Consider the following 14748-nt stretch of genomic DNA (forward strand, 5'->3'; position numbering starts at 1 on the left):
GTCTCCCCGCCCGGGAATGGGCGATGAAGTGCTTCGGACAGGAGGCACGTCCGTGGGAGCCGCCCGGGCCCCCGGTGCCGTCCGTGAGGTCCGAGTCCGCGCTTCCCATGGTGTCCGTCCTTTCGGCACCTGCTAAGGGAGGTGCGCACCATGCGTATCGCCGGCAGCACCAGAACGCACCCCCACGACGACGCCCCCGACACCGCCGCGGCGTTCGCACGTCTCGCGCGGCTGCCCGAGGGGCCCGAGCGCAAGGCCCTGCGCGACGAGCTGGTCGAGGCCTGGCTGCCCATGGCCGAGCGGATCGCCGTACGTTTCCGGGGCCGCGGCGAGGCCCTGGAGGACCTCTACCAGGTGGCCGCCCTCGGTCTCGTCAAGGCCGTCGACCACTACGACCCGGCGCGCGGCAACGCCTTCGAGGCCTACGCCGTGCCGACGGTCACCGGTGAGATCAAGCGCCACTTCCGCGACCACATGTGGACGCTGCACGTCCCCCGCCGGGTCCAGGATTTGCGCAACCGGGTGCGGCACGCCGCCAAGGAGCTGTCGCAGACCACCCCCGGCCGCTCCCCCACGGTCGCCGAGATCGCCGAGTACGCCCACCTCACCGAGGGCGAGGTGCGCACCGGCATGGAGGCCCTGGAGTGCTTCTCCGCCCTGTCGTTGGAGGCGGAGATGCCCGGTACGGACGGCTACGCCCTCGGGGACGCGCTCGGCGGGCCGGACCCGGCCTTCGACACCGTCGTCAACCGCGTCGCCGTCAAGCCCTGTCTGGAGGCGCTGCCGGAGCGCGAGCGGATCATCCTCTACCTGCGGTTCTTCAAGGGCATGACGCAGAGCCGCATCGCGGAGCAGCTCGGCATCTCGCAGATGCACGTCTCCCGGCTGCTCAGCAGCTGCTTCGCCCATCTGCGTGAGGAGCTGCTCACCGAGGCCAGGTGAACGCACCACCCCACGTCGGCGCCGCCGGGCGGATCACTGCTCCGGCGGCGCTTCGGGGATCTGGGTCGGTCCGGCGCGGTCGAGGGCGTCCTCCAGCGCGGCCCGTACCTCCGGGGGCATCTCACCCGTGCGTCCCCAGACGAGGATCAGTTCCGCGACGTTGCGCAGCTTGATGTTGGTGTGCTGGGACACCTCCTTCAGCACGGCCCAGCCCTGGTCGGGCGAGATCCGGCCGAGCACGACGACCATCCCGATCGCCTGGTCCACGACCGCGTGGGAGACGACCGCCTCCTTCAGTTGCCGGACTTCCTCCTGCAACTCGAAGATCCGCTCCGAGCCCCCGTCCGTGGGCATGGTCACCTCCCGGTCCGGTGCGCCGCTGTCCCCATAACCTCATGTGGTGCTTGAGTGCCTTGACGCAGTGTCCGACGCCTCCATCGTCGTCACTCGGCCCGCCCGGTGCCACCGGGGCGGTCCAGGCCGGTCCACCACACCGTTTTGCTGCCGTCGCCGGGGTACTCGGCAGGCGCCCACGGGGGTTCCGGTTGGACACTGGTGTCATTCCTCCGGTGGCTGCCAGGCCGACGAGATCAGGACGCGACTGCCATGAACCACGACACGCCCACCCCCTCCGGCACCAAGAACGTCATCTCTTCGCACTCCGTGTTCGGCGCCCCGTGCTGGGTGAGTCTGACCAGCAGGGACGTCAAGGCGACCGAGGAGTTCTACGGGGCCGTGCTGGGCTGGCGATGGCGGCCGGCCAAGCTCGGCGACCGGTTCCGGATCGCGCTGGCGGACGGCTCGCCGGTGGCCGGGATCGCAGGGGTGGCCACCATGTGGCAGATGGCGGTGGCGTGGACGCCGTACTTCGCCGTGCGGAGCGCGGACGACGCGGTGGCGCGGGTACAGGAACGCATGGGCACCGTCGCGGTCGGGCCGATCTCGCTGCCGCCGGGGCGGGCGGCGCTGCTGGCCGACCGGGACGGGGCGACCTTCGGGATCTGGGAGGGCGACCTGTTCACCGACTGGGAGACCTGGCGCAACGCGCAGCCGGCCTTCATCACGCTGCACACGCGTGACGCCTTCGACGCCGCCATCTTCTACGGCGAGGTCCTCGACTGGGCGTCGGAGAGTCCCGGCTGCTGCGAGGTCCACTACGAGGGCGGGGAGGTCGTGCTGCGCAGCCGCGGCGACGTGGTGGCGCGGATCGAGTCGGGCGCGCTGGAGGCGGCCCCCGACCCGACGATCCGCCCCCACTGGCAGGTCCACTTCACCGTCGACGACGTCGAGGCCTGCACCCGCGCCGCGGAACTGCACGGCGGCAGCGTGCTGTCCAAGGGCAGCGACGAGGCCGTGCTGCGCGACCACGACGGCGCGCAGTTCACGGTGACGGCGCGCCGGGACCGCTGACGCCGCGAGCCCTCTGGTCCTCGTCGCTCACCCGGTCTTGGTGCGGGACGGCCGCGACAGCAGCACCAGGCTGCGTGCGCCGACCGTCAGGGTCGTGCTCGCCTTGTGCTCCGCCTCGTCGGGGGTGCCCTCCGGGTCGGCGGTGTCGATCAGGGCCGTCCAGCGTTCGCCGTAGGCGGCATCGGGGAGGCGGAAGTCGACCGGCTCCCAGTGGCTGTTGAACAGCAGGAGGAAGGAGTCGTCGACGACCGGGCGGCCGCACGGGTCGGGTTCGGCGATGGCGTCGCCGTTGAGGAAGACGCCGACCGAGTGCGCGTCGCCGCGATCCCAGTCGTCGTCGGTCATCTCCTGGGCGTCGGGTGCCAGCCACACCAGGTCGGGCAGCGGCTGGTCCGCGTGGGTCAGGGTCTCGCCGAGGAAGAAGCGGCGCCGGCGCAGCACGGGGTGCCCGGTGCGCAGCCGGATGACGTACCGGGTGAACTCCAGCAGGTCGCGCTGTTCCCCGGTGAGCCGCCAGTCGATCCAGGAGATCTCGTTGTCCTGGCAGTAGGCGTTGTTGTTGCCGCGCTGGGTGCGCCCGAGTTCGTCCCCGTGGCAGAGCATCGGGATGCCCTGGGAGAGCAGCAGCGTGGCGAGGAAGTTGCGCTGCTGGCGGGCGCGCAGCTCCAGCACCGCTGGGTCCCGGGTCGGCCCTTCGGCGCCGCAGTTCCAGGACCGGTTGGCGCTCTCGCCGTCCTGGTTGTCCTCGCCGTTGGCGTCGTTGTGCTTGTCGTTGTAGGAGACGAGGTCGCGCAGGGTGAACCCGTCGTGCGCGGTGACGAAGTTGACGCTGGCGCGGGGGCGGCGCCGGCTGTGCTGGTACAGGTCGGAGGACCCGGTCAGCCTGGAGGCGAACTCGCCGAGCGTGTGGTCCTCACCGCGCCAGAAGTCCCGTACGGCGTCGCGGTACATGCCGTTCCACTCCGACCACAGCGGCGGGAAGTTGCCCACCTGGTAGCCGCCCTCGCCGACGTCCCACGGCTCCGCGATCAGCTTGACGCGGCTGATCACCGGGTCCTGCTGGATCAGGTCGAAGAACGCCGACAGCCGGTCCACCTCGTGGAACTGCCGGGCCAGGGTGGCCGCGAGGTCGAAGCGGAAGCCGTCGACACGCATCTCGGTGACCCAGTACCGCAGCGAGTCCATGATCAGCTGGAGTACGTAGGGGTGGCGCATCAGCAGGCTGTTGCCGGTGCCGGTGGTGTCGTAGTAGTGCTCCCAGTCGCCGTCGACGAGGCGGTAGTACGAGGAGTTGTCGATGCCGCGGAAGGACAGGGTGGGGCCCTTCTCGTTGCCCTCGGCGGTGTGGTTGTAGACGACGTCGAGGACCACCTCGAGCCCGGCCGCGTGCAGGGTCTTCACCATCGACTTGAACTCGGCGACCTGCTGGCCGCGGGTGCCGTGGGCGGCGTAGCCGTTGTGCGGCGCGAAGAAGCCGATCGTGTTGTAGCCCCAGTAGTTGGCCAGGCCGCGGTCGTGCAGCACTCCGTCGTGGACGAACTGGTGCACCGGCATCAGTTCCACCGCCGTGACGCCCAGCGAGGTGAGGTGCTCGACGGCCGCGGGGTGGGCGAGCCCGGCGTAGGTGCCGCGCAGTTCGGCGGGGATCTCGGGGTGGGTGCGGGTCAGGCCCTTGACGTGTACCTCGTAGATCACCGTGTCGGCGTAGGGCCGGCAGGGCCTGGCGTCGTCGCCCCAGTCGAAGGCCGGGTCGGTCACCACGCCGAGCATGGTGTGCCCGGCGCTGTCGGCCGGGTCGGGGCCGTCCGGGTTCCGTTCGTAGAGCGAGGGGTGGTTGTCGATCTGCCCGTCGACCGCGCGTGCGTAGGGGTCGAGGAGCAGCTTCGCCGGGTTGCAGCGGTGGCCGGCGGCCGGGGCCCAGGGCCCGAGCACGCGGTAGCCGTAGCGCTGGCCGGGGCCGACGCCGGGGAGGTAGCCGTGCCAGACGAAGCCGTCGACCTCGGTCAGCGGCACCTGGGTGTGGGTGCCGTCGTCGTCGACGAGGACCAGCTCGACGCGTTCGGCCACCTCGCTGAAGAGTGCGAAGTTGGTGCCCTCCCCGTCGTACTCCGCGCCCAGCGGGTAGGGGCGTCCGCTCCAGGCGGACACCCCGTTCCGGGTCCGTCGGCGGGTCACCGGGCCTCCTCCAGGACCTCGCCCGGCGTACTGGCGGGGCCGGCCAGCTGCGCGACGCGCACCTCGCGGGGCACCTCGAGGCCCTCCCGCTCCTGCGGGGCGGGCGCGGTCGGCACCAGCGGGACGCGTTCGCCGGCCCGGGCGCGCTGCGAGAACCAGATCACCTTGCTGCCGGTCTCGGTGGCGCAGCAGCCCCAGCCGTCGCTCATCGCCGCGAGGTGCTCCAGGCAGCCACGCAGCTCCTGGTCCGGGCGCAGGGCGCGGTCGTTGTCCCCTATGGCGGTGATCAGGTGCTGGCCGTTCCACCACATCTCGATCGACGTGTTCTTGTCCCTGGCGTGTTCGTCGATGGCCTTGAGCAGCATCTCGGCGCCGCCGCAGACGGGCTGGACCAGGTTGTCCAGGTCCCAGAACCTCAGGTGAGCGGCCAGAATGCGGCTGACCTGTCCCACCCGTTCCGGGCTGACTTCCACGTCGATGTGGTAGTAGCAGGGCACTGCGGTCTTCATCGGTTGGCTCCTCACCGCGAAGCTCAGCTCCTCCTCGCTCCCGCGGTCCTGCGGGACGAGCCCCGAAACACGGAACGTGAGCACGTATCGCTTCTGAGTCACCCTCAGCGTGAGGGTGCTAGCCCGTTCGTGCAACACGAGCGCACAGTTGAGGCGCATCAACGATCAGGTGAGCGCGCGCGGATGGCCTGGGACGGCTGGGCCGCTCCGATTTTGGTTGAGGATCCAACAAGACGCTGCGTCGTCACCCGTGCACCATGTGTGAAGAACTCGATCGCCGTTACGGGTCCGTGCCGCTGTGGGCACGGCCGCCGTCCGACCGTCGGGAGACCGTGCCCCTCGAGCCCGAAAGGTGATCGGCGCCATGCTGCTACCCGCCAAAGCCGAAGTCGCCCGGCAGTTGCGGCGTTACCGGGCCTGGGAACGCGTGATGCTCGCGGCACCGAACGACCGCACCGTGCGGGCCACGTTCGAGGACTCCGGCTACACGCTCTGCGTGCTGATGGGCAAGCGCTGCGCGCGGGAAGCGGCGGACGCGGCCGAGCGGTATCTGCGCACCAACGAGGTCGCCTATCTGCAGGAACAGCAGGTCACCTGTCTGCAGGAACAGAACGAACGGACCCGTCCGGCCGCCGCGGTCCGGCGAAGACCGCCGGCGGCGGAGCGACGCTCTCCCGCGGGACGGTAGCCGCCGCGCACATCTCGTCCCCTGAACCGGGCCCCTGGCCCGGCTTTCGAGCACGGTGGAGGTGAGGACCATGAGTAGGACCCGGGCCATCGGCCGTATCCCGGTACGGGACGTCCGCCCGGCCGTGGAGAGCGGCAACCGGCCGGCCAAGGCGGTCGTGGGAGAGACGTTCGAGGTCACCGCCACCGTGTTCCGGGAGGGGCACGACGCGGTCGCCGCCAATGTCGTCCTGAAGGATCCCGAGGGCCGCCCCGGGCCGTGGACGCCGATGCGGGAACTGGCCCCGGGCAGCGACCGCTGGGGCGCCGAGGTCACCGCGGACTTTGTCGGCCGCTGGACGTACCGGGTGGAGGCCTGGAGCGATCCGGTGGCCACCTGGCGCCACACGGCGGGCATAAAGGTGCCGGCCGGCATCGACCCCGGCCTGGTCCTCGAAGAGGGCGCCGAACTCTACGAGCGAGCGGCGGCCGGCGTTCCCAGGGAAGCCGGCCGCGACGTGCTGCTCGACGCCGCCCAGGAGCTGCGCGACGACTCGCTGCCCCCGGCGGCGCGGCTGGCGGCGGCGCTGACGCCGGAGGTGGACGAGGTCCTGGCCCGCCATCCGCTGCGGGAGCTGGTCACCACCTCCGAGCCGCTGCCGCTCCTGGTCGAGCGGGAGCGGGCCCTGTACGGCTCCTGGTACGAGTTCTTCCCCCGCTCCGAGGGCACCCGCCGACAGCCCCACGGCACCTTCCGCACCGCCGCCCGCAGACTGCCGGCGATCGCGGCGATGGGCTTCGACGTGGTCTACCTGCCCCCCATCCACCCCATCGGCACCACCTTCCGCAAAGGCAGGAACAACACCCTCTCCCCCGGGCCCGACGACGTCGGCGTGCCCTGGGCGATCGGCTCCCCCGAGGGCGGCCACGACGCCGTCCACCCCGCCCTGGGCACCCTGGAGGACTTCACCTGGTTCGTCGGACAGGCCCGCGACCTGGGGCTGGAGATCGCCCTGGACTTCGCCTTGCAGTGCTCCCCGGACCACCCCTGGGTGCACAAACACCCCGAGTGGTTCCACCACCGCCCCGACGGCACCATCGCCTACGCGGAGAACCCGCCCAAGAAGTACCAGGACATCTACCCCATCGCCTTCGACGCCGACATGGACGGCCTGATCGCCGAGACCTGCCGGGTGCTGCGGCACTGGATGGACTGCGGCGTGCGGATCTTCCGGGTGGACAACCCCCACACCAAGCCGGTCGTCTTCTGGGAGCGGGTCATCGCGGACATCAACCGCACCGACCCCGATGTGATCTTCCTGGCCGAGGCGTTCACCCGCCCGGCGATGATGCACACCCTCGCCCAGATCGGCTTCCAGCAGTCCTACACGTACTTCACCTGGCGCAACACCAAGCAGGAGCTGACCGAATACCTCACCGAACTCTCCGGTGAGGCCGCCTCCTACATGCGGCCGAACTTCTTCGCCAACACCCCCGACATCCTGCACGCCTACCTCCAGCACGGCGGCCGCCCCGCCTTCGAGGTCCGGGCCGTCCTCGCCGCGACCCTCTCCCCCACCTGGGGCATCTACTCCGGCTACGAGCTGTGCGAGAACACCCCGCTCAGACAGGGCAGCGAGGAGTACCTCGACTCGGAGAAGTACCAGCTCAGGCACCGCGACTGGGAAGCCGCCGAACGCGAGGGACGCACCATCACCCCACTGATCACCAGGCTCAACACCATCCGCCGGGAACACCCCGCGCTCCACCGGCTCAGGAACCTCCGCTTCCACCACACCGACAACGACGCGCTCATCGCGTACAGCAAGCGCACCGGGTCCGACGTCGTCCTGGTGGTCGCCAATCTCGACCCCCACCACACCCAGCAGGGCACGGTCTCGTTGGACATGCCGCAACTCGGCCTGGACTGGCACGAGTCGGTGCCGGTGCGCGACGAAATCACCGGCGAGACCTACCACTGGAGCGGGAACAACTACGTGCGTCTGGACCCGGGGCGGGCTCCCGCGCACGTCTTCCACGTCCAGTCGCCGCCCGCCGCGCAAGGGAACGGAGGGGCAGGAACGTCATGACCGTGAACGAGCCCGTGCTGGACACTTTCGAGGACACCCCCGTCAGGGACCGGGACCCGGAGTGGTTCAAGCGCGCCGTCTTCTACGAGGTACTCGTCCGCTCGTTCCAGGACAGCGACGGCGACGGCATCGGTGACCTCAGGGGACTGACCGCCAAGCTCGACTACCTCCAGTGGCTGGGCGTCGACTGCCTGTGGCTGCCGCCGTTCTTCAAGTCCCCCCTCCGGGACGGCGGCTACGACGTCTCCGACTACACGGCCGTCCTGCCGGAGTTCGGTGACCTGGCCGACTTCGTGGAGTTCGTCGACGCCGCCCACCAGCGCGGCATGCGCGTGATCATCGACTTCGTCATGAACCACACCAGCGACCAGCACCCGTGGTTCCAGGAGTCGCGCAAGGACCCCGACGGCCCCTACGGCGACTACTACGTGTGGGCCGACGACGACAAGGGCTACCCGGACGCCCGGATCATCTTCGTCGACACCGAGACGTCGAACTGGACGTTCGACCCGGTGCGCGGCCAGTACTTCTTCCACCGTTTCTTCTCGCACCAGCCGGACCTCAACTACGAGAACCCGCGTGTCCAGGAGGAGATCCTGGCCGCGCTGAAGTTCTGGCTGGACCTCGGAATCGACGGCTTCCGGCTGGACGCGGTGCCGTACCTGTACGCGGCCGAGGGCACCAACTGTGAGAACCTGCCCGCCACCCACGCGTTCCTCAAGCGCGTCCGCCGCGAGATCGACGCGCAGTACCCGGACACGGTGCTGCTGGCGGAGGCCAACCAGTGGCCCGAGGACGTCGTCGACTACTTCGGCGACTACCCGAGCGGCGGCGACGAGTGCCACATGGCCTTCCACTTCCCGGTCATGCCGCGCATCTTCATGGCGGTGCGGCGCGAATCCCGCTACCCGGTCTCCGAGATCCTGGCCAAGACCCCGGCCATTCCCTCGGGCTGCCAGTGGGGCATGTTCCTGCGCAACCACGACGAGCTGACCCTCGAGATGGTCACCGACGAAGAGCGCGACTACATGTGGGCCGAGTACGCCAAGGACCCACGGATGCGCGCCAACATCGGCATCCGCAGGCGCCTGGCTCCCCTGCTGGACAACGACCGGCACACCATCGAGCTGTTCACGGCCCTGCTGCTGGCCCTGCCCGGCTCGCCGATCCTGTACTACGGCGACGAGATCGGCATGGGCGACAACATCTGGCTCGGCGACCGGGACGCCGTGCGCACACCGATGCAATGGACCCCGGACCGCAACGCCGGGTTCTCCACCTGCGACCCGGGCCGCCTCTACCTGCCGGCGATCATGGACCCGGTCTACGGCCACCAGGTGACCAACGTCGAGGCGTCGATGTCGTCGCCGTCGTCGCTGCTGCACTGGACCCGCCGCATGATCGAGATCCGCAAGCAGAATCCCGCCTTCGGGCTCGGCTCGTACACCGAACTGTCCTCCTCCAACCCCGCGGTGCTGGCCTTCCTGCGGGCGTACGAGGACGACCTCGTGCTGTGCGTGAACAACTTCGCACGGTTCGCCCAGCCCACCGAACTCGATCTGCGCGAGTTCGCCGGGCGCCACCCGGTAGAGCTGTTCGGCGGGGTCCGCTTCCCCGCGATCGGCGAACTGCCGTATCTGCTGACCCTCGGGGGCCACGGCTTCTACTGGTTCCGGCTCACTCGAGTCGCATCCCGCATCGGCCGCCGACTGTGAGCACGCGCCGACGAAAGGAGGCGTGACCATGCCGAAGACCGCATCCCTCCGCCCGAGCCTCACGCGCCTGGCCGAGCCCATGGAGTCGCTCGGCGGGCTGCTGCGCGACTGGCTGCCGCGGCAGCGCTGGTTCGCGGGCAAGGACCGGCCCGTCACGGAGCTCGGCCTGCTGTCGATGACCGAGCTGTTCCCGGGCTGTCTGCACCTGCTGGTCCACGCCGGTCACACGGGTGTGCCGTCCCCGGGCGGTGCTCTCCCGGCCGGGGACTGCTACCAGCTTCTGCTCGGCGTACGGGAGCACCCGTCGCCGCGCCTCGGACGGGCCCTCATCGGGCGGGTTCAGGACGGGCCGCTGGCCGGTCTGACGGTCTACGACGCGCTGCACGACCCCCGATCGGCCCAGCTGCTCCTGGACCGGCTGAGGCACCCCGGCACCGCCGGCCCCCTGCGGTTCGACTGCGACCCGGACCAGCCGGTGCCCGGCGGACTGGTGCCGCGACTGCTGGACGCGGAGCAGTCCAACTCCTCGCTGGTGTACGGCGACGAGTACATCCTGAAGGTCTTCCGGCGCATCCAGCCGGGCGTCAACCCGGACCTGGAGGTGCCGGGGGCGCTGGCCAGGCAGGGCTGCCACCGAGTGCCCGCGCCCGTGGCCTGGTTCCAGACGAAGCATCCGTTCAAGGCCACCCTCGGTGTTCTCCAGCCGTATCTGCGGGACGCCTCCGACGGCTGGACGCTGGCGCTCCACGCCCTGGCCGCCGGAGACGACTTCACGGCCCAGGCCCGGGCGCTGGGCGCGACCACGGCGGAGGTGCACCTCGCCCTCGCCTCGGCCTTCCCGGTCGGCGAGCCCGGGGAGAACGGGCGTACGGCGACCGCGATGACCGAGCGGCTGGCCGCCGCCGCGCACTGCGTGCCCGCGCTCCAGCCGTACGTGCCGGGCCTGCGGACCGCGTTCGCCGCCCTCACCACCTGCGACGCCGGGCCGCCCGCCCAGCGCATCCACGGCGACCTGCACCTGGGCCAGGTGCTGCGGGCCGGACGCGAGTGGTTCGTCATCGACTTCGAGGGCGAGCCGTCCCGGCCGCTCTCCGAACGGCGCAGCGCCCACTCCCCCGTGCGGGACATCGCCGGGATGCTGCGCTCGTTCGACTACGCCGCCCGGCAGCGCCGCCCCTGGCGCCCGCAGTGGGCGCGACGCTGCCGCGAGGCCTACTGCGCGGGCTATGCCGTCCGCGCCGGCTGGGACCCGCGCAAGAAACACGGACTGCTCCGGGCCTACGAGACGGACCGGGCCGTGTACGAGGTGCTGTACGAGGCACGGCACCGCCCCGACTGGCTGCCTGTACCGATGGCGGCGATCGAGCGCCTCGCTGTGAGAGGAGACTGAGCCGTGGCCCTGCGCGACACCTCAATCCCGGAGACGTCCGGCCCGGTCCCGAGCGCGACCGCGCCCGCCCTGAGCCCGGAGGACCGCGGGCGCCTGCTGGCGGGCGCCCACCACGATCCGCACGCGCTGCTGGGCGCCCACCCGGTCCCCGGCGGGATCGTGTTCCGGGCACTGCGCCCCTTCGCCCGCTCCGTGAGCGTGGTGACCGGCGGCAAGCGCACCCCGCTCGTCTCGGAGGGCGACGGCCTGTTCTCCGGCGTGCTGCCGCTGGCGGAGATCCCGTCGTACACGCTGCACGTGGCGTACGAGGGCGGCGAGCAGGAGGTGCACGACCCTTACCGCTTCCTGCCCGCGCTCGGCGAACTCGACCTGCACCTGATCCGCGAGGGCCGGCACGAGCAGCTGTGGCAGGCGCTCGGCGCGCAGCCCATGACCCACCAGGGCGTGACCGGCACCCGGTTCACGGTGTGGGCGCCGAACGCGCAGGGCGTGCGGGTCGCCGCGGACTTCACCTACTGGGACGGGACGCAGTCCCCGATGCGCTCCCTCGGCGCGTCCGGCGTGTGGGAGCTGTTCCTGCCGGGCGTCGGCGAGGGCACGGCGTACAAGTTCGAGATCACCTCCCGGTACGGCCACCGCTTCCTGAAGGCGGACCCGATGGCCCGCCGCACCGAGGAGCCGCCCAACACGGCGTCGATCGTGACGGCCTCGCACTACGAGTGGGGCGACGCTCAGTGGATGGCGCACCGCGCCGACACGCCGGTGCACGAGGCGCCGTTCTCGGTGTACGAGGTGCATCTGCCGTCCTGGCGGCCGGGGCTGGACTACCGGCAGCTCGCCGAGGAACTCCCGGCCTACGTCAAGGACCTCGGCTTCACGCACGTCGAGCTGATGCCGGTCGCCGAGCACCCCTTCCACGGCTCCTGGGGCTACCAGGTCACCGGCTTCTACGCGCCGACCGCGCGGCTCGGGACCCCGGACGACTTCCGGTACTTCGTCGACGCCTGCCACCGGGCCGGCATCGGCGTGATCATGGACTGGGTGCCGGCGCACTTCCCGAAGGACGACTGGGCGCTGGCCCGGTTCGACGGGGACCCGCTGTACGAGCCCGGGGACGACCGGCGCGCCGAGCACCCGGACTGGGGCACGTACGAGTTCGACTTCGCCCGCACCGAGGTGCGCAACTTCCTCGTGGCGAACGCGGTGTACTGGTGCGAGGAGTTCCACATCGACGGGCTGCGCGTGGACGCGGTCGCCTCCATGCTCTACCTGGACTACTCGCGTGAGGACGGCCAGTGGGAGCCCAACGCCTACGGCGGCCGGGAGGACCTGGCGGCCATGGCGTTCCTCCAGGAGATGAACGCGACCGTCTACCGGCGCGCCCCCGGCGTGGTGACGATCGCGGAGGAGTCCACCGCCTGGGGCGGCGTGACCAAGCCCACCGGCACCGGCGGGCTCGGCTTCGGCCTGAAGTGGAACATGGGCTGGATGCACGACTCGCTGGAGTACCTCTCCCACGAGCCGGTGCACCGCAAGTACCACCACCACGAGATGACGTTCTCGATGGTGTACGCCTACAGCGAGAACTACGTCCTGCCGATCTCCCACGACGAGGTCGTGCACGGCAAGCAGGCGCTGGTGTCGAAGGCGCCGGGCGACTGGTGGCAGCGGCGCGCGACCGTCCGCGCCTACCTCGGCTTCATGTGGAGCCACCCCGGCAAGCAGTTGCTGTTCATGGGGCAGGAGTTCGCGCAGGGAGCGGAGTGGTCGGTGGAGCACGGACCGGAGTGGTGGCTGCTCGACGACGGCTACCACTCGGCGGGCGACCACCGGGGCGTGCGTGATCTGGTCCGTGACCTGAACACGGCGTACCGGGCGACGCCGGCGCTGTGGCAGTGCGACACCCGCCCTGAGGGCTTCCGATGGGTGGCGGTGGACTCGGCCGACGACAACGTCTTCGCGTTCCTGAGGTACGACGCCGAGGGCAGGCCGCTGCTGGCGGTGTCGAACTTCTCCCCGGTCGTCCGGCACGACTACGGCCTGTGGGTCCCGGCTGACACCGTCGCCTGGCAGGAGACCCTGAACACCGACGACCCGCGCTACGGCGGCAGCGGCGTCACCAACCCGGATCCGGTCAAACCGGAGGACGGCTGTGTCCGGATCACGCTGCCGCCGCTGGCCACCGTGTGGCTGACGCCGTTCGCTCCGTGAGGTCCCGCGGCCGCACCAGGTGTCCGACCCGCCTGTGAGGGGCACTGGGTGTCGTACCACCGGGAACGCCCGGTGGCCGACGCGGCAGGGTCACAGAAGGGCGGGCAACAGGGTGCGCACCGTCGGAGTGGAGGAGGAGCTCCTCCTGGTCGACCCGGAGACCGGGGAACCCCGGGCGCTGTCCGCGGCGGTGCTCGCCCGGGCCGCGCAGGACGACGCGGATCAGGACGTCTTCGAGAAGGAACTCCACGAGCAGATGCTGGAGTTCGCCACCCATCCGCAGTCGTCCATGGAGAGCCTGCGCGCGGAGATCGTCCGCTGCCGCAAGGAGGCGGCCCGGCACGCCGGGGAGATCGGCTGCACGGTCGCGGCGCTCGCCACGTCCCCGCTGCCGGTCAGCCCCGCGGTCGGCGTCAACCGCCGGTACCAGTGGATGGCCGAGCAGTACGGCATCGCCACCCGGGAGCAACTCGTCCTGGGCTGCCACGTGCACGTGTCCGTCGAGTCCGACGAGGAGGGCGTCGCGGTCATCGACCGGGTGCGGCCCTGGCTCCAGGTCCTGACGGCGCTCAGTGCGAACTCGCCGTTCTGGCAGGGCAAGGACACGGGGTACAGCAGCTACCGCAGCCGGGTGTGGCTGCGCTGGCCGTCGGCCGGCCCGACCGAGATCTTCGGCTCGGCCGAGCGCTACCACCGTCTGATCGCCGACATGGTGGCCACCGGCGCTCTCCTCGACGACGGGATGATCTACTTCGACGCGCGGCTGTCCCAGCGGTATCCGACGGTGGAGGTCCGGGTGTCGGACGTCTGTCTGCACTCCGGCACGGCCGCGCTGGTCGCCACGCTCGTCCGCGGGCTGGTCGAGACCGCGGCACGCGAGTGGCGGGCCGGCCGGGAACCGCTCGACCACAGTGTCAGCCTGCTGCGGCTGGCCGACTGGGTGGCCGCCCGGTCCGGTCTCTCGGGCGAGCTGCTGCACCCCGCGACCATGCGGCGCCTGCCCGCCGAGGCGGTCGTCCGTGCCCTGCTGGACCACGTCGAGGAGGCCCTCGCGGACACCGGTGACCTCGATAGGGCCCGGGCCGCCTGCGAGGAGCTGCTGCGGGACGGCAACGGCGCACAGGTACAGCGCGCGCTGATGGAGCGCACGGGGAGCCTGCGGGACGTCGTCACCGAGTGCGTCCGCCACACACAGGCGTGAGCGTCCCGCCTTCTTCCTGAGACGGGCTCGGAGGGTTCGGACCTCGGAGGACCGGACCTCAGAGGATCAGAACGAGGGCGTAGACCAGGAAGAACGCCGCGACCAGCACCACGAGGACGAGGATCGCGGCCATCGGTGCCTTGGCCCAGCCCTTGGGCGGGTTGTGCGTCTCCCGGGGGCCCGCCTCGGGCATGCTGCTCTCCGCGGGCGGGGTCTCGCCCGGCGGTACGCCGCCGCCCGGTTCCAGGCCGGAGGTGCGTTCGGGTTCGGGATCGGGGCTGATGTGACTCATGTCCTCCGGGTCCCCCGATCCCGCCGTGATCATCAGCGGGACGACTTCCGTATTTCCCGACCCCTGAGAGTCCCGGCTCGACTACATTCGAGCCCCGCCGATGACGCTACCCGTCGGCAATGTCACACCTCGTACATGTCAGGAGCA

The 14748-nt window shown here is 70.8% G+C and carries 12 protein-coding genes; 8 read left to right on the forward strand and 4 right to left on the reverse strand.

Features of this window, described 5'->3' with window-relative positions; genetic code table 11:
- Positions 1–150: 150 nt before the first annotated feature.
- Positions 151–942, forward strand: coding sequence for an RNA polymerase sigma factor SigF (locus V8690_RS01040; protein ID WP_338775404.1), 792 nt, complete (start codon positions 151–153; stop codon positions 940–942).
- Between the two features lie 33 nt (positions 943–975).
- Here the strand turns inward: V8690_RS01040 and V8690_RS01045 are convergent, their stop codons facing one another.
- The gene (locus V8690_RS01045; protein ID WP_338775405.1) at positions 976–1296 is read right to left on the reverse strand and encodes an ANTAR domain-containing protein; all 321 of its coding nucleotides are present in this window, start codon (positions 1294–1296) and stop codon (positions 976–978) included.
- A 252-nt stretch (positions 1297–1548) separates the two neighbouring features.
- Between V8690_RS01045 and V8690_RS01050 the strand changes: the two genes are divergently transcribed.
- Positions 1549–2352 (forward strand): VOC family protein, encoded by an 804-nt coding sequence (locus tag V8690_RS01050; protein WP_338775406.1) that lies wholly within the window; start codon positions 1549–1551, stop codon positions 2350–2352.
- 27 nt (positions 2353–2379) lie between these two features.
- Here V8690_RS01050 and glgX read toward each other — a convergent pair whose 3' ends face one another.
- On the reverse strand, positions 2380–4527 hold the full coding sequence (gene glgX / locus V8690_RS01055; RefSeq protein WP_338775407.1) for a glycogen debranching protein GlgX: 2148 nt from the start codon (positions 4525–4527) through the stop codon (positions 2380–2382).
- Positions 4524–5036, reverse strand: a complete 513-nt coding sequence (locus V8690_RS01060; RefSeq protein ID WP_338775408.1) for a pep a2 — start codon at positions 5034–5036, stop codon at positions 4524–4526. Before V8690_RS01060 ends, glgX begins: the two co-directional genes overlap by 4 nt.
- A gap of 364 nt (positions 5037–5400) precedes the next feature.
- Here V8690_RS01060 and V8690_RS01065 point away from each other — a divergent pair, with 364 nt between their 5' ends.
- From V8690_RS01065 to V8690_RS01090, 6 genes are all read left to right on the forward strand, one after another.
- Positions 5401–5724 carry a DUF5133 domain-containing protein gene (locus V8690_RS01065; protein WP_338775409.1) on the forward strand — a complete coding sequence of 108 codons (324 nt, stop codon included), beginning with the start codon at positions 5401–5403 and terminating at the stop codon, positions 5722–5724.
- 70 nt (positions 5725–5794) lie between these two features.
- Complete coding sequence (locus V8690_RS01070) at positions 5795–7792, forward strand: alpha-1,4-glucan--maltose-1-phosphate maltosyltransferase (RefSeq protein ID WP_338775410.1); 1998 nt, start codon at positions 5795–5797, stop codon at positions 7790–7792.
- Positions 7789–9507, forward strand: a complete 1719-nt coding sequence (treS, locus tag V8690_RS01075; protein WP_338775411.1) for a maltose alpha-D-glucosyltransferase — start codon at positions 7789–7791, stop codon at positions 9505–9507. Before V8690_RS01070 ends, treS begins: the two co-directional genes overlap by 4 nt.
- A gap of 28 nt (positions 9508–9535) precedes the next feature.
- Positions 9536–10897, forward strand: coding sequence for a maltokinase (locus V8690_RS01080; RefSeq protein ID WP_338775412.1), 1362 nt, complete (start codon positions 9536–9538; stop codon positions 10895–10897).
- A 3-nt stretch (positions 10898–10900) separates the two neighbouring features.
- Positions 10901–13108 (forward strand): 1,4-alpha-glucan branching enzyme, encoded by a 2208-nt coding sequence (glgB, locus tag V8690_RS01085; RefSeq protein WP_338775413.1) that lies wholly within the window; start codon positions 10901–10903, stop codon positions 13106–13108.
- Between the two features lie 112 nt (positions 13109–13220).
- Positions 13221–14309 (forward strand): glutamate--cysteine ligase, encoded by a 1089-nt coding sequence (locus V8690_RS01090; RefSeq protein ID WP_338775414.1) that lies wholly within the window; start codon positions 13221–13223, stop codon positions 14307–14309.
- A gap of 58 nt (positions 14310–14367) precedes the next feature.
- Here V8690_RS01090 and V8690_RS01095 read toward each other — a convergent pair whose 3' ends face one another.
- Positions 14368–14601 (reverse strand): DUF6480 family protein, encoded by a 234-nt coding sequence (locus V8690_RS01095; protein ID WP_338775415.1) that lies wholly within the window; start codon positions 14599–14601, stop codon positions 14368–14370.
- Positions 14602–14748: the final 147 nt, after the last annotated feature.

The organism is Streptomyces sp. DG1A-41 (assembly GCF_037055355.1).
Lineage (GTDB): Bacteria > Actinomycetota > Actinomycetes > Streptomycetales > Streptomycetaceae > Streptomyces.